The organism is Heliomarina sp. (genome assembly GCF_052826185.1).
The window spans coordinates 513,051-536,364 of record NZ_JBRBUI010000054.1 but is presented as its reverse complement, the minus strand read 5'-3'; the positions used below and the strand labels follow the sequence as shown (position 1 = coordinate 536,364).

Below are 23,314 nucleotides of genomic sequence, written 5' to 3'. Positions count from 1 at the left end.
GCGGGATAGGCTCAAAATCCGTGCGTGAAAAGGGGTGAGCTTGCCGCGTTGTTTCATACTCGGGGTCTGAGAAACGACAGCGTAAGCCCGCCGAGGACCAGCACGGCGCCGCCGAGGTAGCGAAGGTGAAGCACTTCGCCGAGGAGCAGGACGCCACCGGCCAGCGCGAGGACCGGCACGCTCAGCATCAGAATTGCCGCCGTCGAGGGCGCTAGTTTCGGCAGAAGGCTATACCAGAGCGCGTAGCCAAGGCCCGAGGCGAACGCACCGGACAGGACAGCAAGCAGGAGACCAGTCGCACTTATGTCGTGCGGTGCATCTGTAAGGAAAGGCACCGCAAGCGTCAGTGGCAGGGCAAGGACGAAATTGGCCGCCGTTCCGGCAAGGGCGTCCGGTTCATACCGGCCGGTGATCGTGTAGACGGCCCAGCCAAGCCCGGCCAGCGCCATCAGCCCCGCGCCCTGCAGATCGACCGACACGGTGGCAGACGGGTTCACGATCACGACGAGCCCGCCAAAGGCGATGACCGCACCGACTATTTGCCTGAGGGTTGGGGCTGCCTTGAGGAACGCGGCAATCACGAAGATCGAAATCTGGACCACACCGAAGAGGATCAATGCGCCAAGCCCGGCTGGAAGTGTAAGATAGGCAGTCGAAAAGCCGATCATGTAGAGGGCGAGCGCCAGTGCCCCAAGTCCGCGGCGTGGCTCGAGCCACGTCAGATTTGCGCCTTTGATCCGGGCAAGGGCGATCAGCATGAACGCGCCCGACGCGACCCGGATGACCGCAAAGCTCTCCGGATCGATATAGCCGTAATCGACCGCGATGCGGTTGAGCAGCGAATTCGCTGCGAAGGCGACCATCGTTAGACTGATGAGAATGTAGAAGCGCATGCTCGCACGTGGCCCAATTCTTGCAGTTTCCGCAAGTACCATCGACGTTCATGGTGCGACGATCAGCCGAACGCCTTTGGATAGACAAGCGTTTCCTCAGGGGCCGTTTCGCCGGGGCCAGCCAGTAGCGTATGGTTTACCGGATAGGGTGAAGTCAGCTGCGCCGCGCGTTCCAAGGAAAATCCGTAGCGGGAGTAGAAACCGGGTTCGCCAAGGACGACGACGGTCTTTTTGCTCAGGCGGGCCCATTCGGTGATCATGCCGACCATGCGGCCACCTATGCGGCGGCCCTGCCAGTCGGGGTGGACAGCGACGGGGGCAAGGCAGAGCCAGCCCTTGGGCCGCATCATCTGCGACAGACCGGCATAGGCAACAATCCGGTTGTCGGCGCTGATAACCATTTCACCGGCAATCGCGCGATCCTTTCGCAGGCGGTGGACAAGGCGGACTTCGTCCTGCCCTTCGAAAGCGAGGGCGAGCAGGTCATCCACCTGCCCCTCTTCTCCACGGCGCAATTCACGCATGTAATCTGGAGATGTAATCAAGATGGTCTCCGCGATGTCTGAGGTGGCACGTTCCTCGGTGGACAAAATTCTTACAAGAATTTTTCCAAGAAATTTGAAATTTCTTGTCGCTCGCAATGAGAAAGGGGCGCCTGGTTTGGCGCCCCTTTCGGATACTGATGGGCTAACCCATCGAAACCTGTCGGTTTCGATTATTACATCATGCCGCCCATGCCGCCCATGTCGGGCATGCCGCCGCCAGCGGACGCGCCTTCCTTGGCGGGCTTGTCGGCAACCATGGCTTCGGTGGTGATCAGCAGACCAGCGATCGAAGCAGCATCCTGAAGTGCGGTACGAACCACTTTGGCCGGGTCGATAACGCCGAACTTGAACATGTCGCCATATTCTTCGGTCTGAGCGTTAAAGCCGAACTTCAGGTCATCGGATTCACGGATCTTACCCGCAACAACCGAACCGTCCACACCGGCGTTCTCGGCGATCTGACGCAGCGGGGCTTCGAGCGCCTTGCGTACGATCGAGATACCGACGTTCTGGTCGTTGTTCGCACCGGTCAGACCATCGAGAGCTTTTGCACCCTGGATCAGGGCAACACCGCCACCGACGACGATACCTTCCTGAACAGCAGCGCGGGTAGCGTTCAGCGCGTCATCGACACGGTCCTTACGCTCTTTCACTTCGACTTCGGTCATGCCCCCGACGCGGATAACGGCAACGCCGCCTGCCAGCTTGGCAACACGTTCCTGAAGCTTTTCACGGTCGTAGTCGGACGTGGTTTCTTCGATCTGGTTACGGATCTGGGCAACGCGTGCTTCGATCTCGGCCTTCTCGCCTGCGCCGTCGACAACGGTGGTTTCATCCTTGGTGATCGACACTTTCTTGGCCGAACCCAGCATGTCCACGGTGACGTTTTCCAGCTTCATGCCGAGGTCTTCGGAGATGACCTGACCACCGGTCAGGATCGCGAGATCCTGCAGCATGGCCTTGCGGCGATCGCCAAAGCCCGGTGCCTTGACAGCAGCAATCTTCAGGCCGCCGCGCAGCTTGTTGACAACGAGAGTTGCCAGCGCTTCGCCTTCGACGTCTTCTGCGATGATCAGCAGAGGTTTCTGCGACTGAATCACGGACTCGAGCAGCGGAACCATCGGCTGGAGCGAGGAGAGTTTCTTCTCGTGCAGCAGGATCATGCAGTCTTCGAGTTCGACGGTCATCTTGTCAGCATTGGTGACAAAATAGGGCGACAGGTAGCCACGGTCGAACTGCATACCTTCGACGACGTCGGTCTCGGTTTCCAGACCTTTGTTCTCTTCGACGGTGATCACGCCTTCGTTGCCGACTTTCTGCATCGCGTCAGCAATCTGCTGGCCGATTTCGGCTTCGCCGTTGGCAGAAATGGTGCCGACCTGAGCGACTTCAGCGCTGTCGGACACGTCACGAGCGGCGGCTTTGATCGCGTCGACGACTTTGCTGGTGGCAAGGTCGATGCCGCGCTTGAGGTCCATCGGGTTCATGCCCGCTGCGACCGACTTCATGCCTTCCTTGACGATGGCCTGAGCCAGCACGGTGGCGGTGGTGGTGCCGTCGCCTGCTTCGTCGTTGGTGCGGGAAGCAACTTCCTTCACCATCTGGGCGCCCATGTTTTCGAACTTGTCTTCCAGTTCGATTTCCTTGGCAACCGAAACACCGTCTTTGGTGATGCGCGGTGCGCCGAAGGATTTATCGAGAACCACGTTACGGCCTTTTGGGCCGAGAGTTACTTTTACCGCGTCAGCAAGGATGTTCACACCCTTGAGCATGCGATTGCGGGCATCGGTGTCAAATTTGACGTCCTTAGCAGCCATATCTTGTATCTCCTAAAAATCTTGATTGGGATTCGTGAAAACCCGGGGTGTTCAGGCTGCAGCAGCTGCTGCCGAGTCGGTGATCACGCCAAGAATATCGCTCTCTTTCATGATCAGCAGCTCTTCGCCGTCGACAGTAACCTCGGTGCCCGACCATTTGCCGAACAGGATCTTGTCGCCCGCTTTCACGGCCATTTCGATCAGCTCACCGCTATCCTTACGCGCGCCGTCGCCGCATGCGACAACTTCGCCTTCGCTGGGCTTTTCTTTTGCGCTATCGGGGATGATCAGGCCGCCCTTGGTTTTCTCTTCGCCTTCAACGCGACGCACCAGAACACGGTCATGAAGTGGTTTGAATGCCATCTTTGCAGCTCCTTAAGCTCAAAGTTTGTTTCTACAGGCCCCCCGTAAGAGGCAGCCGTTAGCACTCACCTAAGTCGAGTGATAACGACGCATAGCTAGGGAGCGCCGTCTTTTCTGTCAACAGGATTCGCGGGGAAAATTTTTGACGTCCGGATGCCTTTCATTGCCAAGCTTCCCTGTCAACCAAGGGAAAGGAGGACACCCCCCTCCCCTGCGCTGTCTGCACGAGCGTGACCCTAGCCTGTTCGACGCAGGATCAGCCCGTGACGGTAGCGAGATAATCAGCCCGAAACTCTGTACAACCGGGATCAGCAGAACAATGCCGACGCGGCGGATGCCAAGTCGTGTTAACCTGGCGCAGCGCACGGGCAAATGTCACGGGTGACAAGCCCGATCCTCCCGCCTATAAGGCGCGCAAATCACAGGACGCACCAAGGATATTGACCATGAGCATTCAGGTATTTGGCCACAAATCCCCCGATACCGACAGCACCGGCTCGCCCATCATCTGGGCCTGGTACCTGTCTGAAATCGAAGGCACCGCCGCCACGCCCGTTCTCCTCGGAGAGCCCAACACCGAAGCGGCTTTCATGCTGGAACGCTGGGGGCTGGAAAAGCCAGCGATTATAGATGGCGTCGAAGTCGGTGCCCCGGTCGTGATCGTCGACACGAACAACCCGGCCGAGCTGCCCGACAATATCAATGACGCCGACATTCAGGCCATCATCGACCACCACAAGCTGGTCGGCGGCCTCGAAACCAAGGGTCCCATCGACATCACCGTCCGTCCGCTCGCGTGCACCGCGACGATCATGCACGACCTGATCGGCGATGACCTGACCAAGATGCCCGAGCAGATCAAGGGCGCGATGCTGACCTGCATCCTGTCGGATACGCTCGAATTCCGCTCGCCCACCACGACGCCGCATGACCGCGCGGTCGCCGAAAAACTGGCCAAGGAACTGGGAGTCGACGTTTCTGAATATGCTGGCGAAATGTTCGCGGCAAAATCCGACGTTTCGGCATTTTCCGAAGCTGAACTGCTTCGCATGGACAGCAAAGAATACGAAGTCGGCGGCAAGCAGTTCCGTGTTTCGGTTCTTGAAACCACCGCACCCCAGATGGTTCTGGACCGCAAGGATGCGCTTATGTCCGCGATGACCGGTGTAGCCGAAGAAGACGGTGCCGATCAGGTCCTGCTGTTCGTTGTCGACATCCTGAACGAGGAAGCCACACTGCTTGTCCCCAACGATCTGGTCAAGACGGTCGCGGAAAAGAGCTTTGGCGCGTCGGTCAGCGGCGACACCGTGGTTCTGCCAGGCATCATGAGCCGCAAGAAGCAGATCATCCCCAACCTCGCGGTCTGATCGCTGCTTGCGACATACCGGGTGCGAAGTGCGCATCGCGGAAAAGCCATCGGGCGCCCCGGAAGTCGGGGCGCCTTTTTCGTTCGCGCAGCGCTGTCTAAAGGTGTAGGCAGCATTTGAATTAAAACAGTTTGAGGCCCGCCCATGACCCAGATCATCAATTCGCTGTCAGAGGTTTCCGATCGCTACGATGCCTTGTTCGTCGATCTCTGGGGATGCGTGCATGATGGCGTCAGGGCGCTTCCCGATGCCTGCGCGGCGCTTCAGGAATATCGGCGCAAGGGCGGCTGCGTCGTTCTCGTGACGAACTCCCCCAAGCCGCGCGCCGGGATCGCACCGCAGATCGCGGGTTTCGGCGTGCCCGAGGATGCGTGGGATACCATCGCCTCTTCGGGTGACAGTGCCCGCGCCGCCATGTTCCAGGGCGTGGTGGGCGAAAAGGTCTGGTTCATGGGCGAACCCGAACGGGACGACGATTTTTTCAAGCCGATGAAGGTGATCGAGAACCCGGTGAACATCCAGCGGGTCGAACTGGAAGATGCCGAAGGTATCGTCTGCTGCGGGCCTTTCGACCCGATGGCTGATCCGGCGGACAATCGTCCCGAATTCCTCTGGGCCAAGCAGAAGGGGCTGAAACTGCTTTGTGCCAACCCCGATATTGTGGTTGATCGCGGTGATGTCCGGGAATGGTGCGCGGGTGCGCTTGCCAGGCTGTACACTGAGATGGGCGGCGAGAGCCTGTATTTCGGCAAGCCGCACCCGCCGATCTACGATCTGGCGCGGCGGCGTCTGGCCGAGATCGGCAAGCATGTTTCCGATGGCTCGATCCTTGCCATTGGCGATGGGGTTCACACCGATATCGCAGGCGCGATGGGCGAGGACATCGACAGCCTCTTTATCTCGGGCGGATTGGCCGCCAAGGAAACCAAAACGAATGGCCAGCCCGATCCTGATGCGCTGGACGCCTACCTGAATAAGGAAATGGCCAATCCTACCTTTGCAATCGGGCATCTGCGCTGAGGAAAAGGCTTGCTTTTCTGCAGTCGCGAAGTAATTAAGTTGCACGGTTGAATTAAATTCCGTAAATTTATTACCGAGTCGATTGCCGGAGCTGAAATCATGCTGGATAACCTGCCGCGCGGAACGATCTGCATCGAAGATATCGAGATGGGCATGACGCGCCATCTGCGGAAAGTCGTGACTGACGAAGATATCGAGATGTTCGCTCAGGTCTCGACCGACCGGAATCCGGTACATCTGGACGACGATTACGCCCGCGACACGATTTTTGAGGGCCGGATAGCGCATGGCATGCTCACCGCCGGTCTGATCTCTGCGGTGATCGGAGAACAGCTGCCCGGTCATGGCACGGTCTACATGGGCCAGACGCTCAAGTTCCTGGGTCCCGTTCGCCCCGGCGACATGGTCTATGCCGAGGTCAAAGTGATCGGCATAGATCTTGCGAAGCGGCGCGTTCAACTCGACTGTCACTGCGCGGTGGACGGCAAGAAGGTTCTGGCCGGAGAAGCGACGGTACTCGCGCCGAGCCGCAAGTTCGACTGACCCCGGCGACTGCCCAACAAAGGCAACTGAAAGCGCGCAGGCTTTGCGCGTATTTCACAGTTCACGACGTCGCGCGGTTCGCCTGCGCGGGTTGCGCTTGAACAAGCCCCGCTTCGACGCTACGCAGCGACCATGCGGATCATCCAGACCTATCAGAATGTTGCCCCTGCCGATCGCGGCGCAAGCGTGGCCATCGGGAATTTTGACGGCGTCCATCTTGGGCACCGCTCTGTCATCAGGCTTGCCGAGCAGGCAGACGCGACGGCGCCGACCGGGGTACTGACGTTCGAGCCGCATCCTCGGGAATTCTTTGCCCCCGACAGCCCGCCCTTTCGCCTGATGAGCCGCGACGCACGGCGGCACCGACTGGAAAAGATCGGGGTGGATATCCTCTATGAGCTGGCTTTTGACGCAGAGATGGTCGCGCTGACGCCGGAGGAATTCGCCCGGGACGTCATCTCAGACGGGCTTGGGTTGGCCCATGTGGTGGTTGGTGCGGACTTCCGGTTTGGCAAGGAACGCAGCGGCGGCGCCGAGGAACTGCAGGCATTTGGCGAACAGTTCGGGTTCGGCGTTACGATCGCCCCGTTGCTTGAAGAGAATGACACGACCATATCATCGACCGCGATCCGCACGGCGCTAAGTGAAGCGCGGCCGGGTGATGCCGCAGCCATGCTTGGCCATTGGCACCGGATCGAAGGCAAAGTCATCGACGGGGAAAAGCGGGGACGCGAGCTGGGATATCCTACAGCGAACATGTCGATTGACGGCCTCCATCCGCCTGCCTTCGGCGTTTACGCGGTACTCGTGGATGTGCTCGACGGTCAGCACAAGGGCAGCTACCACGGCGCGGCAAGCCTTGGCGTGCGACCGATGTTCGGCGAGAACCGCGCGAACCTTGAGACCTTTATCTTTGATTTCAAAGGCGACCTGTACGGCAGCACCCTGTCGGTCGGGCTGGTGGAATTCCTGCGCCCCGAGATAAAATTTGAAGGGCTGGAAAGCCTGATCGCGCAGATGGATGCCGATTGCGAAAAAGCCCGGAAGGTTCTGGAAAGCCTATGAAAGATCCGATCCCCCGTCGCGGACTGGCCAAACGGTTCTGGGAAAAGAAATCGATGGCGGAGATGTCGCAGCAAGAGTGGGAAGCTCTTTGCGATGGCTGTGGTAAATGCTGTCTGAACAAGCTGGAAGATGAGGACACGGGCGAGATCGACCTGACACGGATTGCCTGCCGTCTGCTTGACGACAGCACCTGCCGTTGCAGCCAGTACCCCATTCGCCACCAGTTCGTTCCCGAATGCATCGTGCTGAAGCCCGACAACATCCAGGACCATCTTTACTGGATGCCGCAGACCTGCGCCTATCGGCTTATCTATGAAGGGCGCGAGCTATATGACTGGCACCCCCTTATCTCTGGCCGGGCCGAGTCTGTGCATCATGCAGGCGTGTCCGTGCGGGGCATGACAGTACCTGAATTCGAAGTCCCCGAAGAAGAGTGGGACGACTACCTGATCGAGGAGCCCACCTGATGTTTTTCGCCTCTGACAATGCCGGTCCGGTCCATCCCGCCATCATGGAGAAACTGGCGACAGCCAATGCCGGTTACGCCCTGCCCTATGGTAATGATCCGTTGATGGATGAGGTGCGCGACAAGATCCGAGATATATTCGAGGCGCCCGAGGCTGCGGTTTACCTTGTCGCAACCGGCACGGCGGCAAACTCGCTGGCGCTGGCGACGCTGACGCAGCCCTTTGAGACGATTTTTTGCTCGCCCCTTGCCCATATCCACGAGGACGAATGCAACGCGCCCGAGTTCTACACCGGTGGCGCAAAGCTGACGCTTGTTCCGGGCGGCGACAAGATGACGGCGGAATCTCTGCGCGAGACAATTGCCGGAGAGCAGACACGGGGCGTTCACGGCCCGCAGCGCGGCCCTGTTTCAATCACCCAGATCACAGAACGCGGCGGCGTTTATTCTTTGTCCGAAATTCAGGAACTTGCCGAGGTCGCAAAATCCTTTGGTGTGCCGGTTCACCTTGACGGCGCACGGTTCGCGAATGCGCTGGTCGCGCTGAATTGCTCACCGGCGGAAATGACGTGGAAAGCGGGCGTGGACGCGGTGTCCTTTGGTGGGACGAAAAACGGCTGCATGGGCGTCGAAGCGGTCATTCTTTTCAACCCCGACAAGGCCTGGGAGTTCGAGCTACGCCGGAAAAGGGGCGCGCAGCTGTTTTCAAAGCACCGGTACCTGTCGGCGCAGATGGCGGCCTATCTGACGGACGACCTGTGGCTAAGCCTCGGGCGGAAGTCCAACGATGCCTGTGCAAGGCTGCGGGAGAAACTCGTGACTGCCGGTGCAGAGATTTCTTGGGGCGGAACCGCCAACATGATCTTCCCCCGCTTTTCCCGAGCCGCGCATCAACGGTTGCACGAGGCCGGGGCGCTCTACAACATGTGGGATGGCGAATTGCAGGGGGCCGATCCCGAAGAGATACTGACAGCGCGGCTTGTCTGCGACTGGTCCGCGAGCGATGAGAACACGGACCGCTTCATCGAGATACTCAAAGGCTGATGATCAGGCCGGGACCTCTGTAAACAGCTGACGCAGGTGATCAGCCGTCTCTGCCGGATGGCTGATCGGCAGCATATGTCCAGCACCTTCGACCACGACGTTCCGGGCATCCGGTAAATACTCGGCGAATCCATCATTCACGGCGGCGATGATGTCCGCCGTATTGCCGCCCCGCATCAACAAGACGGGCAGGTTCAGCGATTGCAGTTTCCCCGGTTCCAGAAGATTGTGGATATCGTCCAGCAAGGCGGGGCTGCACGCAGGAACGATCTGCGCGCCCCGGATCATGGCCGCCCGTCTGTGTTCTGGCATTTCCTCCCAGCTTTCACCGACACCGCCGCCCCAGCCGCCGTTGAATAATCGGGCGCCAAGCTCGACGTCTCCGGCCTCCATCGCGTTATAGAAGGGCGCGGAGGACCGCATGCTTGCCTCGACGAGTTCTGGCCGATCCTTCTTTACGATGGCGAAGTAGACGGATTCTATCATCGTCAGGCTGCGCACGAGTTCCGGGAACAGAACAGCGACGCGCATCGCGATGGACGCGCCAAAGGAATGGCCGATGACATCCACGGGTTCCGTCAAGGTCGCGACAGCAGCCCGCGCCATGCGATCCTGAAAGTCCCCCTGCCCGTCCCAGTCAGGGCTGAGTCCGTGGTTGAACATATCGGTGGCGGTGACTTCTATCTCGCTGTCCATCTCGGCTACGAGACCCTTCCAGGCCCCGGAATGGGCAAGCGTACAATGCAGCGCCAGAACCTTGCGCTTACCGTTCCCGAGTTTGCGGATTTCAAGAGGTTGAGGTATGGACAAAGCCATGTTCACGCCGAAGCTTCCTCTAGATGCGTATCGAGCGCGTCGAGCCGATCCTGCCCCCAGAACCGTTCATCATCCTCGGTAATGTAGAAGGGCGAACCGAACACACCACGGCTGATCGCTTCTTCGAGATTGGCGGCATAGGTCTCCGCCCCTTGCAGCAAGCCCCGATCGGCGATTGCCGGGTCGAATCCGGCTTCCTCTAAGCAGGCGCGAATGACCGCATCATCGGCGATGTCCTTGTCCTCGGCCCAGCAGGCGCGCAGGACCGCGTGGGACAGAACACCGACATCCCCGCCCCCTTCGGCCTGCGCCGCGATGATCGCATACGAAGACGGCGCGGCGTTGGTCGGGAAATGGGCGGGCTTAAAGTTCATCTTCATCTGGAGATGCTTGGCCTGCCGCTTGAGTTCCTGCATCCGGTATTCCTGACGCGCGACGGGGCGATCCTTGGGGAGAGCCGTGCCGGTCCGGGAGAAAAGCGAGATGATGTCGAACGGCTTGTAGACGACGGTCGCCTCGTGCCGGGCTGCTATCTGTTCGAGCCGGGTGCCCGCGAGATATGCAAAGGGTGACAAGGTTGCAAAGAAGTAGTCGATCTGGGCCATTTGCTTTTTCTCCCGCGGCTAGCTTTGCGCGACGGTAAGGCCATGCTAAGCGGTGTCAACACCACGAATCTGTTACATATCTCTCTCGCTGCTCCGGGAAACCAATCTCAATGCCTCATATGATCGAACCCAAGCTGATCTCTGGGAATGCCAACCAGCCGTTGGCACAAGCCATTGCGCGTCGCATGACAATGCATCGCGGCATTCAAACCGGGTTGGTCGATGCCCGCGTGGAACGTTTCAACGACGGCGAGATTTTTGTCGAAGTGTTCGAAAACGTTCGGGGCGAGGATATGTTCATCATCCAGCCCACGTCCAATCCGGCCAATGACAACCTGATGGAATTGCTGGTGATGGCCGATGCGCTACGCCGGTCGTCGGCGGCACGGGTTACGGCTGTCCTGCCCTATTTCGGTTACGCTCGTCAGGACCGCCGTACCAAGGCGCGTACGCCGATCACGGCCAAGCTTGTGGCCAACATGATGGTCGGCACCGGCATCGAACGGATCCTGACAATGGATCTGCATGCGGCCCAGATCCAGGGCTTCTTCGACATCCCCGTTGACAACCTTTATGGCTCGCCGGTTTTTGCGCTGGATATCCGAACCAATTTCAAAGGTCAGATGGACGAGTTGATGGTGGTATCGCCCGACGTGGGCGGCGTGGCCCGCGCGCGCGAGCTTGCCAAACGTGTAAATGCACCGCTGGCCATCGTCGACAAGCGGCGGGAAAAAGCCGGTGAAGTCGCGGAAATGACCGTGATCGGGAACGTTAAGGACAAGATATGTCTGATCGTTGACGACATCTGCGACACGGCGGGCACGCTCTGCAAAGCGGCAGAGATCCTGATGGAGAACGGCGCCAAGGAGGTGCACTCTTATATCACGCATGGCGTGATGAGCGGCCCTGCGGTCGAACGGATTACCAACTCGGTCATGAAATCGCTGGTTCTGACCGATACGATCCGTCCGACAGACGCGGTACTGGCCGCACCGAATATCCGTATCGTGCCCACCGCACCGGTATTCGCGCAAGCCATCCTGAACATCTGGAACGGCACATCGGTATCCTCGCTCTTTGAGGATTCGACGCTCTCGCCGATCTATGAATCGCTGTACACGATGGACTGAGAAACCGGGTGTATCGGGAAATTCATTGGGCGCTCCGTTTTGCGGGGCGCCCTTTTTCTTTCACCGCGTAGCTGCCCGAACTTGCCATTCCCGCAAAAGAAAACCGGCCCGCGATGGGGCCGGTTTCCAAATATCAATCGTGTCAGACGACGTCAGGCCGGAGCCGGACCGCCGCCCTTGCCGATGGCGATGTGATCGCCAAGGGCAACCATGTCGGACAATAGCTTGGCCGCGTCATCTACAGGACCCGGTTCGTTCTTGAACGTCGACTTGGCCTCTTCGTGCTTGGCACGAGCATCTTCGATCAGTTCGTCGATATGCTCACGCGTGACCTCGGTCATCGGGATCGCCTGCTCGGCCAGAACCGACAGGCCTTCGGAGTTGATCTCCGCAAAGCCGCCAGTGACGATGTATTCCGACGTGCCTTCCGGACCGTCGACCCGCAGAACACCGGGACGCAGCGTGGCGATGACGGGGCTATGACCGGGCATTGCCGTCATGTCGCCGTCCGCACCGGGGATCAGAACCTCGCGGGCCTGAAACGACGCAAGGCGCCGTTCCGGGGACACGAGGTCAAATTGCATTGTGTCTGCCATCAGTGGCTCCTTTAAGCCGCGTCAGCGGCCATGCGTTCGGCTTTGGCTTTCACTTCTTCGATGCCACCGACCATGAGGAAGGCCGCTTCGGGAAGGTGATCGTATTCACCGGCCACAACCGCCTTGAACGACGAGATGGTTTCTTCCAGCGGCACCTGCACGCCCGGCGAACCGGTGAAGACCTGCGCCACGTCGAAGGGCTGGCTGAGGAAACGCTCGAGCTTACGGGCACGGGCCACGGTCAGCTTGTCCTCTTCGCTCAGTTCGTCCATGCCGAGAATGGCGATGATGTCCTGAAGCGATTTGTAGCGCTGAAGCAGCTGCTGCACGTCGGTTGCGACCTTGTAGTGCTCTTCCCCAACGATGGCCGGGTCAAGCAGACGCGACGAGGAGTCGAGCGGGTCAACCGCCGGGTAGATGCCTTTTTCCGAGATCGCACGGTTGAGAACCGTGGTCGCGTCAAGGTGCGCAAACGAAGTTGCCGGCGCGGGGTCGGTCAAGTCGTCCGCAGGCACGTAAATCGCCTGCACCGAGGTGATCGAGCCAGCTTTGGTCGACGTAATACGTTCCTGAAGCGCGCCCATATCGGTGGCCAGCGTCGGCTGGTAACCCACGGCGGAAGGAATACGACCCAGAAGCGCCGACACCTCGGAACCCGCCTGCGTAAAGCGGAAGATGTTGTCGACGAAGAACAGAACGTCAGTCCCGGACTGGTCGCGGAACTGCTCGGCCAGCGTCAGGCCGGTCAAAGCAACACGCGCACGCGCTCCCGGAGGTTCGTTCATCTGACCGTAAACCAGAGCAACCTGCGATTCTTCGAGGTTGTCGGGCTTGATCACGTTGGATTCGATCATCTCGTGGTAAAGGTCGTTACCTTCACGGGTCCGTTCACCAACACCGGCGAACACGGAGTAACCCGAGTGCACCTTTGCGATGTTGTTGATCAGTTCCATGATGAGAACGGTCTTGCCCACACCGGCACCGCCGAAGAGGCCGATCTTACCACCCTTGGAGTACGGCGCGAGAAGGTCGACGACCTTGATGCCGGTAACGAGAATTTCCGACTCGGTCGACTGAGCGGCGAATTCAGGTGCTTCGGCGTGGATCGGACGTGTTTCGGTCGCGTTGACCGGACCTTTTTCGTCGATCGGCTCGCCGACCACGTTCATGATGCGGCCGAGAGTCGCGTTACCGACCGGCACCGAGATCGGCGCGCCAGTGTCGGTCACGACAGCGCCGCGAACCAGACCTTCGGTCGCGTCCATCGCGATGGTACGGACAGTGTTTTCACCAAGGTGCTGAGCCACTTCGAGCACCAGCTTCTTGCCGTTGTTCTCGGTGTTCAGTGCGTTCAGAATCTCAGGCAGCGCATCGTCGAACTGTACGTCGACCACAGCGCCGATGACCTGAGTGACTTTGCCTGTTGCAGTAGCCATGTTTGTCTCCGGTTCTCTTACAGCGCTTCCGCGCCGGAAATGATTTCAATCAGCTCGTTGGTGATGACAGCCTGACGCGAACGGTTGTATTCGATGGTCAGTTTGTCGATCATTTCGCCCGCGTTGCGGGTCGCGTTGTCCATCGCGCTCATCCGTGCGCCCTGCTCGCCAGCCCCGTTTTCCAGCAACGCGCTGAAGATCTGGGTGGCCACACCACGCGGCAGCAGGTCGGCGAGGATTTCCTCTTCGCCCGGTTCATAGTCGTAAACCGTGCTTGCCGAGTCCGCCTTTTCATCTTCTTCGAATTCTGCAGGAATGATCTGCTGTGCCGTCGGCACCTGGCTTACCACGTTAACGAATTTCGAAAAGAACAGCGTCGCCACGTCGAACTCACCTGCATCAAAGCGCGACAGGATGTCCTGCGCGATTTTTTGTGCGTCGGTGTAACCAAGGCGTTTGACATTGCTCAGATCGACATGGCCGATGAAATCGTCCGCGAAGTCGCGCTTGAGCACGTCACGGCCTTTCTTGCCGACCGTGAGGATCTTGACCGTCTTGCCTTCGCCCTTGAGCTTGAGCGCATGGTTCTTTGCGAGACGCGCGATGTTGCCGTTGAAGCCCCCGCAGAGGCCCCGTTCGGCTGTCAACACCACCAGCAACTGCACCTGGTCGCTGCCCGTACCGGCCAGCAACTTCGGCGCGCTGTCGCTTTTGCCAACCGACGCCGCGAGCTGTGCCATCACGGCGTTGAACCGTTCGGCATAGGGACGCGAGTCTTCGGCAGCTTCCTGGGCGCGGCGCAATTTTGCTGCCGCGACCATCTGCATCGCCTTGGTGATCTTGCGGGTCGATTTGACCGACTCGATCCGGTTTTTAAGGTCCTTGAGATTTGGCATTGCCCTATCTCTCCTTAAGCGAAGTCAGCGGCGAATTCGTCAAGCGCTGCTTTGAGTTTGTCTTCGGCGTCGCCCTTGATCTTGGGATCTTCGTTGGTGATCCAGTCAAGAATGTCCGAACGCTTGCCACGCAGATGCGCCAGCAGGCCCTTTTCAAAGCGACCCACGTCAGAGACGGGCAGCTTGTCGAGGTAGCCGTGCGTACCGGCGTAGATGACGCAGACGATTTCCGCGTTGGTCAGCGGCGAATACTGCGGCTGCTTCATCAGCTCGGTCAGACGGGCACCACGGTTCAGCAGACGCTGGGTCGCGGCGTCGAGGTCGGAGCCGAACTGCGCAAAGGCCGCCATTTCGCGGTACTGAGCGAGTTCCAGTTTCACCGGACCGGCAACCGACTTCATCGAGTTGGTCTGAGCGGACGAACCCACACGCGAAACCGACAGACCGGTGTTCACGGCAGGACGGATGCCCTGGAAGAACAGGTCGGTTTCAAGGAAGATCTGGCCGTCGGTGATCGAAATCACGTTGGTCGGAATAAAGGCCGAAACGTCACCACCCTGCGTTTCGATGATCGGCAGAGCCGTCAGCGATCCGGCGCCGTTGTCTTCGTTCAGTTTGGCCGAACGCTCAAGCAGGCGGGAGTGGAGGTAGAAAACGTCACCCGGGTAAGCTTCACGTCCCGGCGGACGACGCAGCAGCAGCGACATCTGGCGATAAGCCACGGCCTGCTTGGAAAGGTCATCGTACACGATCAGCGCGTGACGGCCGTTGTCACGGAAGTATTCGGCCATCGCGGTCGCGGCGTAAGGTGCAAGAAACTGCATCGGTGCCGGTTCGGACGCGGTTGCAGCCACGACGATGGTGTATTCGATAGCGCCGGTCTCTTCGAGACGCTTCACCAGCTGCGCGACGGTCGAACGCTTCTGACCGATCGCAACGTAGATGCAGTAAAGCTTTTTGCTCTCGTCGTCGCCGGCGGCGTCGTTGTAGGATTTCTGGTTCAGGATGGTGTCCAGAGCCACGGCGGTTTTACCGGTCTGACGGTCACCAATAATCAGCTCTCGCTGGCCACGGCCGATCGGGATCATCGCGTCGACCGACTTGAGGCCGGTTGCCATCGGTTCATGTACCGACTTACGTGGGATGATGCCCGGCGCCTTGACGTCGGCCACACCGGTTTTGTCGGTGTTGATCGGGCCTTTGCCGTCAACGGGGTTACCAAGGCCATCGACAACGCGACCCAGCAGTTCGTCACCGATCGGCACGCTCACGATGTCATTCGTGCGCTTTACGACGTCGCCTTCCTTGATGTCCCGGTCGGAACCGAAGATCACAACACCGACGTTGTCGGATTCAAGGTTCAGCGCCATCCCCATGATGCCGCCGGGGAATTCGACCATTTCACCGGCCTGCACGTTGTCCAGACCATATACACGGGCAATCCCGTCACCGACGCTGAGCACGCGCCCAACCTCGGCGACTTCGGCCTCCTGACCGAAGTTCTTGATCTGGTCCTTCAGGATCGCAGAAATCTCTGCTGCTTGGATACCCATTTATCCGACCTCTTTCATTGAATTCTGGAGGGAGTTGAGCTTCGAGCGGATCGACGTATCGATCATCTTCGAACCCACTTTAACGATCAGACCACCGATGAGGCTTTCATCGACGGTCGCATTGATAGTAACGGTCTTGCCGACATTCGCACTGAGCGATTTCGACAATTTTTCGGTCTGTTCCTTGGTCAGAGCCTTGGCGCTGGTCACCTCTGCGACGACCTCGCCGCGTTGATCGGCAAGCTGTTCGCGCAGCACGGACAGAAGCTGAGGCACAACGAAGAGACGGCGTTTGTCCGCCATCAGAGCCAGCGCGTTCTGAAGAACCGGAGCGAGGTCCATTTTCTTGGCCAGTGCACTGATCGCGTTGCGCTGTTCGCCGCGGGAAATCAATGGTGACTTGATCATGGCGCTCAAATCCGCGCTGTCGTTCAGAGCGGCGCTCAGATCGCCGACGCTCGTCTCGAGCCCATCAAGGTTACCGTTCTCTTGCGCGATCTCAAAAATCGCTGTGGCATAGCGTTCAGCTATACCAGTGGAAATCGAAGCTGGTTCGGACACGTCCACCCTTCCGATATTAAGACCCGATTGGCTGCCAGCATGGCGACCTCCGGGCGCGTTAGAAAGCCCCGTGAAAGCGCGGGGCATCGAAATCAGCGTGGATGTAACAGAGCGGTCTTTCGCCCGCAATACAGTATCGTGATGATGCACGGGAACGTTAATCTTTTGTTTTGAAGGACTTAACGAAATCGCCTGCGATTAAGGCATTATGGATGTTACAAAAAAGCCAGAATTTTCGTGATCAGGTGCGATTCCTGTCTGAAAGGCGCAACCGTTCTGGGTCTTTTTCGACGCTTGTCGGGCTTTGCCGCTGCTTGCCAGTTTCAGCTTAAACCGGCGATGTTTCCGGCTTGGGGCTGAGTGCCGGTATCGGGTTGCGCGACCATTCCTTTGTTACCGTTCCGCTTGGCGGCGCGACCCGTTTGCTGACCTCGACGAGAAAGGCCCCTCCAGCCATGACGGTGGGCATCCGTGCGCCGACCTTTTCGAACAACGGCGCGGACTTCAACCAGAACCGACGAGTCGATGGCAGCTGGTAAAGCGCCGCGCTGTGCCGTTCGGGCAGGAAATCATGCTGCTCCAACTGGCTTTCAAGCTGCCCCAGCGTGTAGGGACGCCCGTATCCGAACGGCGTTCTGTCAGAGCGTGACCATAATCCAGCCCGGTTCGGCACAATAAAAATGGCCTTGCCTCCGGGACCAAGGACGCGCCAGCATTCCTGAAGCAAGGCTGAGGGACGCTCGGAAGTTTCCAAGCCGTGCATGACCACGAGGCGATCAACCCGCCCGGTTTCCAATGGCCAGAGGGTTTCTTCACTCAGCACAGCCACGTTGGGCATATTGGCGGGCCACGGCATGACGCCCTGCGGCGCCGGCATCAACGCGACGACACGGCGTGCATCCGCCAGATACGGCCGTAACAGCGGCAGAGCAAATCCAAAGCCGGCGACGGTCTGTCCTTTTGCCTCAGGCCAGAGTGCACATAGCTGGTTGCGTATCGAAGCCTGCGCCGCGCGCCCAAGCGTACTGCGATAGTAAAAATTCCGAAGGTCCTGGACATCCAGATGCATTGTAGTCGCCTGTCCAATCGGTCAATCTGAATTACAATCAGCGTAGTGTAACAATGAAATGGAGGGACACGCCATGCCTCTTGACATCCTCACCATCCCATGTCGAACCGATAATTACGCTTTTCTCGCACATAACGCAGAGACAGGCGAAACATTCCTTGTGGACGCGCCCGAGGCTGAACCGATCCTTGCCGTACTGAAGGAAAAGGGCTGGTCGCTGGGAACGATCCTGCTGACCCACCACCATCCGGATCATGTCGAGGGCCTGCCCGGTCTTTTGGCCGAACACGATGCGCAGGTCATTGGCGCCGCAGCCGACGCTCATCGCCTGCCTCCGCTCGACAAACAGGTTGAAGACGAAGATAAAATCGAGGTCGCTGGAGAAACCGGATACGTCATGGATGTGTCCGGTCACACGGTCGGCCACGTTGCCTTTTACTTCCCCCAGAGCGACGCAGTATTCACGGCAGACAGCCTTATGGCGCTGGGATGCGGCCGGGTGTTCGAGGGAACGATGCCTCAGATGTGGCATTCCCTGTCCAAACTGGCGGCACTTCCCCCGGAAACGGTCGTTTACTCTGGCCATGAATATACCGCGGCCAACGGAAAATTCGCCAAGACCATTGAACCGGACAATCCTGATCTTAAATCTCGTATGGCCGCGATCGCCGAAGCAAGATCGCGCAATGAACCAACTGTCCCGTCACTTCTTTCTCTCGAATTGGCAACAAATCCGTTTCTGCGCGCAGGCAATGCGGATGTTGCTCGCCAACTGGGCCTCGAAGGCGCAGAACCCGAGACTGTTTTCGCTGAAATTCGAACCCGGAAAGACAATTTCTGATGCCGAAAATCCGCGCGACTGTGTCACGATAAAATCAATTGTGACTGTAAAATGAAAGAAAAGCCTTGAAGCTGCGCTACGATCAACCAAACTCTAACACTATCAAGACATGGTTGGAATGCGACGGCTTCCCCTGATGCTCTCGCCCCGGCCCAAATAAGAGGAGCACGCGCCGTGCCTTCATTCTCGAGCACACTGGAACACGCCATTCATGCAGCGCTTGCGCTGGCGAATGAGCGTCGCCATGAATTCGCCACCCTTGAGCATCTGCTCCTCGCCCTGCTGGACGAACCCGATGCGACCAAGGTGATGAAAGCATGTAGCGTCGATATGTCAGAATTACGCGGGACACTGGTTGAGTTCATCGACGATGATCTTTCCAATCTCGTGACTGACATTGACGGCTCCGAAGCGGTCCCCACGGCCGCATTCCAAAGGGTCATTCAACGCGCCGCCATCCACGTCCAGTCTTCTGGCCGGACGGAGGTGACAGGTGCCAACGTGCTTGTCGCGATTTTCGCGGAACGCGAAAGCAACGCTGCCTTTTTCCTGCAGGAGCAGGATATGACACGCTATGACGCGGTGAACTTCATTGCGCACGGTGTGGCCAAGGACCCGGCCTATGGCGAAAGCCGCCCGGTTTCAGGCTCTTCAGAACCGGAAGAGGCACCTCAGGGTGTCACCGAAGGGGAGCAGAAGGAAAGTGCACTCGGCAAGTATTGTGTCGATCTCAACGCCAAGTCGCGCGAGGGCGATATCGATCCGCTGATCGGGCGGGATGCAGAGGTGGAACGCTGCATTCAGGTTCTATGCCGTCGGCGCAAGAACAACCCGCTTCTCGTGGGAGATCCCGGTGTAGGCAAGACAGCCATCGCCGAAGGTCTGGCCCGCAAGATCGTCGCTGGCGAAACACCCGAAGTGCTATCGAAAACCACAATCTATTCGCTCGACATGGGCGCGCTGCTCGCGGGTACGCGGTATCGCGGTGACTTTGAGGAACGTCTGAAAGCCGTTGTCAGCGAGTTGGAAGACCATCCGGACGCGGTTCTCTTCATTGACGAGATCCACACGGTGATCGGTGCGGGCGCGACCTCGGGCGGTGCAATGGACGCCTCGAACCTTCTCAAGCCTGCGTTGCAGGGCGGTAAGCTGCGGACGATGGGGTCGACCACTTACAAGGAATTCCGCCAGCATTTTGAAAAAGACCGCGCTCTTTCCCGCCGTTTCCAAAAAATCGACGTGAACGAACCGACGGTCGAAGATGCGGTGAAGATCCTGAAAGGGTTGAAGCCTTACTTTGAAGAGCATCACAGCGTCAAATACACTGCAGATGCGGTGAAGACTGCGGTGGAGCTTGCCTCGCGCTATATAAACGACCGCAAGCTGCCTGACAGCGCCATCGATGTCATCGATGAAGCGGGGGCCGCTCAGCATCTTGTCGCGGAATCTAAACGTCGCAAGACGATCGGAACCAAAGAGATCGAAGCCGTCGTTGCCAAGATTGCGCGTATTCCACCCAAGAACGTCTCCAAAGACGACGCCGAAGTTCTCAAGGATCTTGAAGCGTCGCTCAAGCGGGTCGTATTTGGTCAGGACAAGGCCATTGAGGCGCTTTCAAGTGCGATCAAGCTGGCCCGTGCGGGTCTGCGTGAACCTGAAAAACCCATCGGGAATTACCTTTTCGCCGGACCCACCGGTGTTGGTAAAACCGAGGTGGCCAATCAGTTGGCGGACACGCTCGGTGTGGAATTGCTGCGTTTCGATATGTCCGAGTATATGGAGAAGCATGCGGTTTCGCGGCTGATCGGCGCGCCTCCAGGCTACGTGGGCTTCGATCAGGGGGGTATGTTGACCGATGGCGTGGATCAGCATCCGCACTGCGTTCTCCTCCTTGATGAGATCGAGAAGGCGCATCCGGATGTCTACAACATCCTGCTGCAGGTGATGGACCACGGCAAGCTTACCGACCACAATGGGCGTACCGTCGATTTCCGCAACGTGGTGCTCATCATGACGTCCAACGCCGGCGCTGCGGAACTCGCCAAGTCGGCCATCGGCTTCGGCCGCGATCGCCGCGAGGGCGAGGATACGGCAGCAATCGAGCGCACCTTCACGCCCGAGTTCCGGAACCGTCTCGACGCAGTGATCTCTTTCGCACCTCTACCGAAATCGGTCATTCTGCAAGTTGTCGAGAAATTCGTACTGCAGCTTGAAGCGCAGCTGATGGATCGCAACGTGTCCATTGAACTGACCAAGGCAGCCGCGGAATGGCTGGCCGATAAAGGCTATGACGACAAAATGGGTGCCCGCCCGTTGGGGCGCGTCATCCAAGAAAACATCAAGAAGCCTCTAGCCGAAGAACTGCTCTTTGGAAAGCTGGCCAAGGGTGGTGTCGTCAAGGTTGGCGTGAAGAACGGCGAAATCGAATTGCGCATTGATGGACCGGACAATCCACGCCTGTCGGGCAACAAGCCGCCGTTGCTGACTGCGGACTGACCGACACTCGGCTAGTCGAAGAAACAGAAGCCGCCCCAACAAAATTGGGGCGGCTTTTCTTATCTAATCCGGCAAGTGTTGCAGAGGCAGCGCCAAGATCGGCTGACTGGGGGAAGATCAAAATCCTTACTTTTCGGTAAGCTTCAATTCGATCCGCCGGTTCTGAGCCCTCGCCTCGGGTGTGGAAGCAGGATTGATCGGCTGGTATTCACCAAAGCCATTTGCGGACAGGCGACCGGGCGGAATACCCAGCGCGTTCACCATGTATTTGACCACGGAAAGAGCCCTGCCCTGACTTAGCTCCCAGTTATCGGCATACTTTCCTGCGCCGAGCAAAGGTATGTCATCAGTGTGCCCGTCCACGCGGATCACCCAGTCGAGCTCAGAGGGTATGCTGTCTGCCACTTCGCGCAGGATTCTGGCAACCTTGGCGACTTCGCTTTTGCCTTCATCGGACAATTCCGCCGAGCCCAGAGGGAAAAGAACCTCTGACGAAAACACGAAGCGATCCCCCTCGATCCGCACACCGTCACGATTGCCGAGAAGATCGCGCAGTCGGCCAAAAAACTCGGAGCGGTAGAGTTCCAGATCCTTGGCCTGTGATTTCAGCGCCTCGGCTTCTAGCGCCAGTTGCTCCCGTTCCTCCTGCAGCCGTTTGCGCTCCGCCTCTTCGAGCAATCTGCGCTTGCGCTCTTCGGATGCCGCGCGGGCGAGAGCGGCGTTCAGATCCGTACCAAGGTTCTGAATCTGCACTTGGGTCGCCGCATCCCGGTCCTCGTAGTCGTCCAGCAACGCACGTAGTTGCCCAAGTTGGTCCCGCAACGCCGCTACCTGTTGGTTCAACAGCGCAGTTTCCCTTTGCGCTGCCGCGGATTTTTCCTTTTCCTCCGAAAGCGTCTCACGCGCCTGAGCCAGCAGACGGGCGCGTTGTTCTGCTTTGCTCAACTCTTCCGAGGCATCTTCGGCCGCCGCCTCACGCGCGGCCAAAGCTGTCATTAATCGAGCCTGAAGCTCATCCCTGTCGCTGACGGCCAATTCGGCCTGCTCCAACCGCTTCAGCGCCGCGTCCAAGCGGTCCTCGATAGATGCCCGGGTATTCTCTTGCTCTTGTAATTCCGCTCTTGCTGCGGAGAGCTCGGCCTGAGTCCGATCCAGTTCCGACTGTAATGTCTGCTCTGCCTCTCTGCCTTGTTTTTGGGTGACCTCCAGACGGGCGACGAGCTGCGACAACCGCTCAGTCAGGGCATCCTTTTCCTGAGCCTCTGTTTCCACTTGAGCAAGGGCCGCCGCCAATTCGCCATCCAGCTCATCCCTCGCCGCCCTTGCAGCCGCAAGAAGGGTCAAGGTGTCTTCAGCTTCCTGTCGCTGTTTTTCCAAAGAGAGCGTCATGGCGGTCAGTTCGCTATCGGCGTTTTCAAGCCTTTCTCGCAGGGCTTGCGCAGCCGCCGCTTCGGCCAATCGGGCCTGTTCTTCTTCACTCAACTCGGTTTCAAGTTCGGCAACCCGGTCATTCAATGCTGCGGCTTGGGTTTCACTATCTGCGTTCTCGGCACGTAGATCCGCCACCAAGGCTTCAAGCGCTTCACGCCGGGCTGCGGCAAGCCGGGCAGCTTCTGACTGTTCGTCAATCTCGCTTCTGCTTTGGGCCAAGGCGGCATTCAAAGCATCCTGTTCTGAAAGCAGTTCCTCTCGTTGCGATTGCAGATCGGCACGCTGCGTTTCCAGCTCTTCAACCGTGCCCAGGGCATCGTCCCGTGCCGCAATCAAAGCGGCCACCCGGGCCTCGAAAGAGGTAATCTCTGACCGCGCGGCTTCCAGAAGCGTATCCTGTCGATCGCGCTCTGCCGTCAGCGCTGAAATCAGCGAATTCTGCCGCGCGAGCTGTGCCTGGGCATTTTCAAGATCGGACTGCGTTTCACCCAAAGTCGCGTTCAGCGCCCCCATACGTGCTTCCAACTGGCTCGACTTGCGTTCTTCAAGCCCCAGCGCACCGGCCAAAGCCTCGATTTCATCAGACAGCGAATTGAGTTCGGTCTCCTGACCCGAGATCGTCTCACGCAGAACGAACTGCACCACCATAAAAATGGTGAGCAGGAACATCATCACCAGCAGAAGACCGGTCATCGCATCCACAAAGCCCGGCCAGATCGATCCCTGAAAGCGGTTGCCTGTGCGACGTGACAGGGCCATGC

The 23,314-nt window shown here is 58.7% G+C and carries 22 protein-coding genes; 9 read left to right on the top strand and 13 right to left on the bottom strand.

Annotated features, from left to right (window positions below; all coding sequences use genetic code 11):
• Positions 1–53: 53 nt before the first annotated feature.
• The 4 genes from ACU0FH_RS20800 to ACU0FH_RS20785 form a co-directional block, all read right to left on the bottom strand.
• Positions 54–893, bottom strand: a complete 840-nt coding sequence (locus tag ACU0FH_RS20800) for a DMT family transporter (protein WP_446196618.1) — start codon at positions 891–893, stop codon at positions 54–56.
• Between the two features lie 62 nt (positions 894–955).
• Entirely contained in the window at positions 956–1,438 is a 483-nt protein-coding gene (locus ACU0FH_RS20795; RefSeq protein ID WP_446196617.1) for a GNAT family N-acetyltransferase, read from the bottom strand.
• 173 nt (positions 1,439–1,611) lie between these two features.
• A complete protein-coding gene (groL, locus tag ACU0FH_RS20790; RefSeq protein WP_238370021.1) occupies positions 1,612–3,255 on the bottom strand; it encodes a chaperonin GroEL in 1,644 nt (547 codons plus the stop codon).
• Positions 3,256–3,306: 51 nt separating this feature from the next.
• The gene (locus tag ACU0FH_RS20785; RefSeq protein ID WP_238370020.1) at positions 3,307–3,618 is read right to left on the bottom strand and encodes a co-chaperone GroES; all 312 of its coding nucleotides are present in this window, start codon (positions 3,616–3,618) and stop codon (positions 3,307–3,309) included.
• A gap of 446 nt (positions 3,619–4,064) precedes the next feature.
• On the opposite strand from ACU0FH_RS20785, the gene ACU0FH_RS20780 reads away from it, so the two are divergent.
• From ACU0FH_RS20780 to ACU0FH_RS20755, 6 genes are all read left to right on the top strand, one after another.
• Complete coding sequence (locus ACU0FH_RS20780) at positions 4,065–4,985, top strand: manganese-dependent inorganic pyrophosphatase (RefSeq protein ID WP_446196616.1); 921 nt, start codon at positions 4,065–4,067, stop codon at positions 4,983–4,985.
• Between the two features lie 144 nt (positions 4,986–5,129).
• Positions 5,130–6,005 carry a TIGR01459 family HAD-type hydrolase gene (locus ACU0FH_RS20775; RefSeq protein WP_446196615.1) on the top strand — a complete coding sequence of 292 codons (876 nt, stop codon included), beginning with the start codon at positions 5,130–5,132 and terminating at the stop codon, positions 6,003–6,005.
• A 99-nt stretch (positions 6,006–6,104) separates the two neighbouring features.
• Complete coding sequence (locus ACU0FH_RS20770) at positions 6,105–6,548, top strand: MaoC family dehydratase (protein WP_446196614.1); 444 nt, start codon at positions 6,105–6,107, stop codon at positions 6,546–6,548.
• 132 nt (positions 6,549–6,680) lie between these two features.
• Entirely contained in the window at positions 6,681–7,613 is a 933-nt protein-coding gene (locus ACU0FH_RS20765) for a bifunctional riboflavin kinase/FAD synthetase (protein ID WP_446196613.1), read from the top strand.
• Entirely contained in the window at positions 7,610–8,080 is a 471-nt protein-coding gene (locus ACU0FH_RS20760; RefSeq protein ID WP_446196612.1) for a YcgN family cysteine cluster protein, read from the top strand. The genes ACU0FH_RS20765 and ACU0FH_RS20760 overlap by 4 nt, the downstream gene beginning before the upstream one ends.
• Complete coding sequence (locus ACU0FH_RS20755) at positions 8,080–9,123, top strand: threonine aldolase family protein (protein WP_446196611.1); 1,044 nt, start codon at positions 8,080–8,082, stop codon at positions 9,121–9,123. The genes ACU0FH_RS20760 and ACU0FH_RS20755 overlap by 1 nt, the downstream gene beginning before the upstream one ends.
• A 3-nt stretch (positions 9,124–9,126) precedes the next feature.
• Here the strand turns inward: ACU0FH_RS20755 and ACU0FH_RS20750 are convergent, their stop codons facing one another.
• Together ACU0FH_RS20750 and ACU0FH_RS20745 are read right to left on the bottom strand one after the other, a co-directional pair.
• A complete protein-coding gene (locus ACU0FH_RS20750; protein ID WP_446196610.1) occupies positions 9,127–9,939 on the bottom strand; it encodes an alpha/beta fold hydrolase in 813 nt (270 codons plus the stop codon).
• Positions 9,940–9,941: 2 nt separating this feature from the next.
• Positions 9,942–10,544, bottom strand: coding sequence for a DsbA family protein (locus ACU0FH_RS20745; RefSeq protein ID WP_446196609.1), 603 nt, complete (start codon positions 10,542–10,544; stop codon positions 9,942–9,944).
• 110 nt (positions 10,545–10,654) lie between these two features.
• On the opposite strand from ACU0FH_RS20745, the gene ACU0FH_RS20740 reads away from it, so the two are divergent.
• Complete coding sequence (locus ACU0FH_RS20740) at positions 10,655–11,674, top strand: ribose-phosphate pyrophosphokinase (protein ID WP_238370011.1); 1,020 nt, start codon at positions 10,655–10,657, stop codon at positions 11,672–11,674.
• Between the two features lie 152 nt (positions 11,675–11,826).
• Here the strand turns inward: ACU0FH_RS20740 and ACU0FH_RS20735 are convergent, their stop codons facing one another.
• The 6 genes from ACU0FH_RS20735 to ACU0FH_RS20710 all read right to left on the bottom strand — a co-directional run bounded on the left by ACU0FH_RS20735 (position 11,827) and on the right by ACU0FH_RS20710 (position 17,785).
• Positions 11,827–12,270 carry a F0F1 ATP synthase subunit epsilon gene (locus ACU0FH_RS20735; protein ID WP_446196608.1) on the bottom strand — a complete coding sequence of 148 codons (444 nt, stop codon included), beginning with the start codon at positions 12,268–12,270 and terminating at the stop codon, positions 11,827–11,829.
• An 11-nt stretch (positions 12,271–12,281) separates the two neighbouring features.
• Positions 12,282–13,706 carry a F0F1 ATP synthase subunit beta gene (atpD, locus tag ACU0FH_RS20730; RefSeq protein WP_238370009.1) on the bottom strand — a complete coding sequence of 475 codons (1,425 nt, stop codon included), beginning with the start codon at positions 13,704–13,706 and terminating at the stop codon, positions 12,282–12,284.
• A gap of 17 nt (positions 13,707–13,723) precedes the next feature.
• The gene (locus ACU0FH_RS20725) at positions 13,724–14,602 is read right to left on the bottom strand and encodes a F0F1 ATP synthase subunit gamma (protein ID WP_446196607.1); all 879 of its coding nucleotides are present in this window, start codon (positions 14,600–14,602) and stop codon (positions 13,724–13,726) included.
• A 14-nt stretch (positions 14,603–14,616) separates the two neighbouring features.
• Positions 14,617–16,155, bottom strand: coding sequence for a F0F1 ATP synthase subunit alpha (gene atpA, locus ACU0FH_RS20720; RefSeq protein ID WP_446196606.1), 1,539 nt, complete (start codon positions 16,153–16,155; stop codon positions 14,617–14,619).
• Positions 16,156–16,716 (bottom strand): F0F1 ATP synthase subunit delta, encoded by a 561-nt coding sequence (locus ACU0FH_RS20715; protein WP_446196605.1) that lies wholly within the window; start codon positions 16,714–16,716, stop codon positions 16,156–16,158.
• Positions 16,717–17,044: 328 nt separating this feature from the next.
• A complete protein-coding gene (locus tag ACU0FH_RS20710; RefSeq protein ID WP_238370005.1) occupies positions 17,045–17,785 on the bottom strand; it encodes a class I SAM-dependent methyltransferase in 741 nt (246 codons plus the stop codon).
• Between the two features lie 73 nt (positions 17,786–17,858).
• On the opposite strand from ACU0FH_RS20710, the gene gloB reads away from it, so the two are divergent.
• Positions 17,859–18,626 (top strand): hydroxyacylglutathione hydrolase, encoded by a 768-nt coding sequence (gene gloB, locus ACU0FH_RS20705; protein WP_446196604.1) that lies wholly within the window; start codon positions 17,859–17,861, stop codon positions 18,624–18,626.
• 174 nt (positions 18,627–18,800) lie between these two features.
• A complete protein-coding gene (gene clpA, locus ACU0FH_RS20700) occupies positions 18,801–21,122 on the top strand; it encodes an ATP-dependent Clp protease ATP-binding subunit ClpA (protein ID WP_446196603.1) in 2,322 nt (773 codons plus the stop codon).
• A 126-nt stretch (positions 21,123–21,248) separates the two neighbouring features.
• Here clpA and ACU0FH_RS20695 read toward each other — a convergent pair whose 3' ends face one another.
• On the bottom strand, positions 21,249–23,312 hold the full coding sequence (locus ACU0FH_RS20695) for a peptidoglycan -binding protein (protein ID WP_446196602.1): 2,064 nt from the start codon (positions 23,310–23,312) through the stop codon (positions 21,249–21,251).
• Positions 23,313–23,314 lie beyond the last annotated feature (2 nt).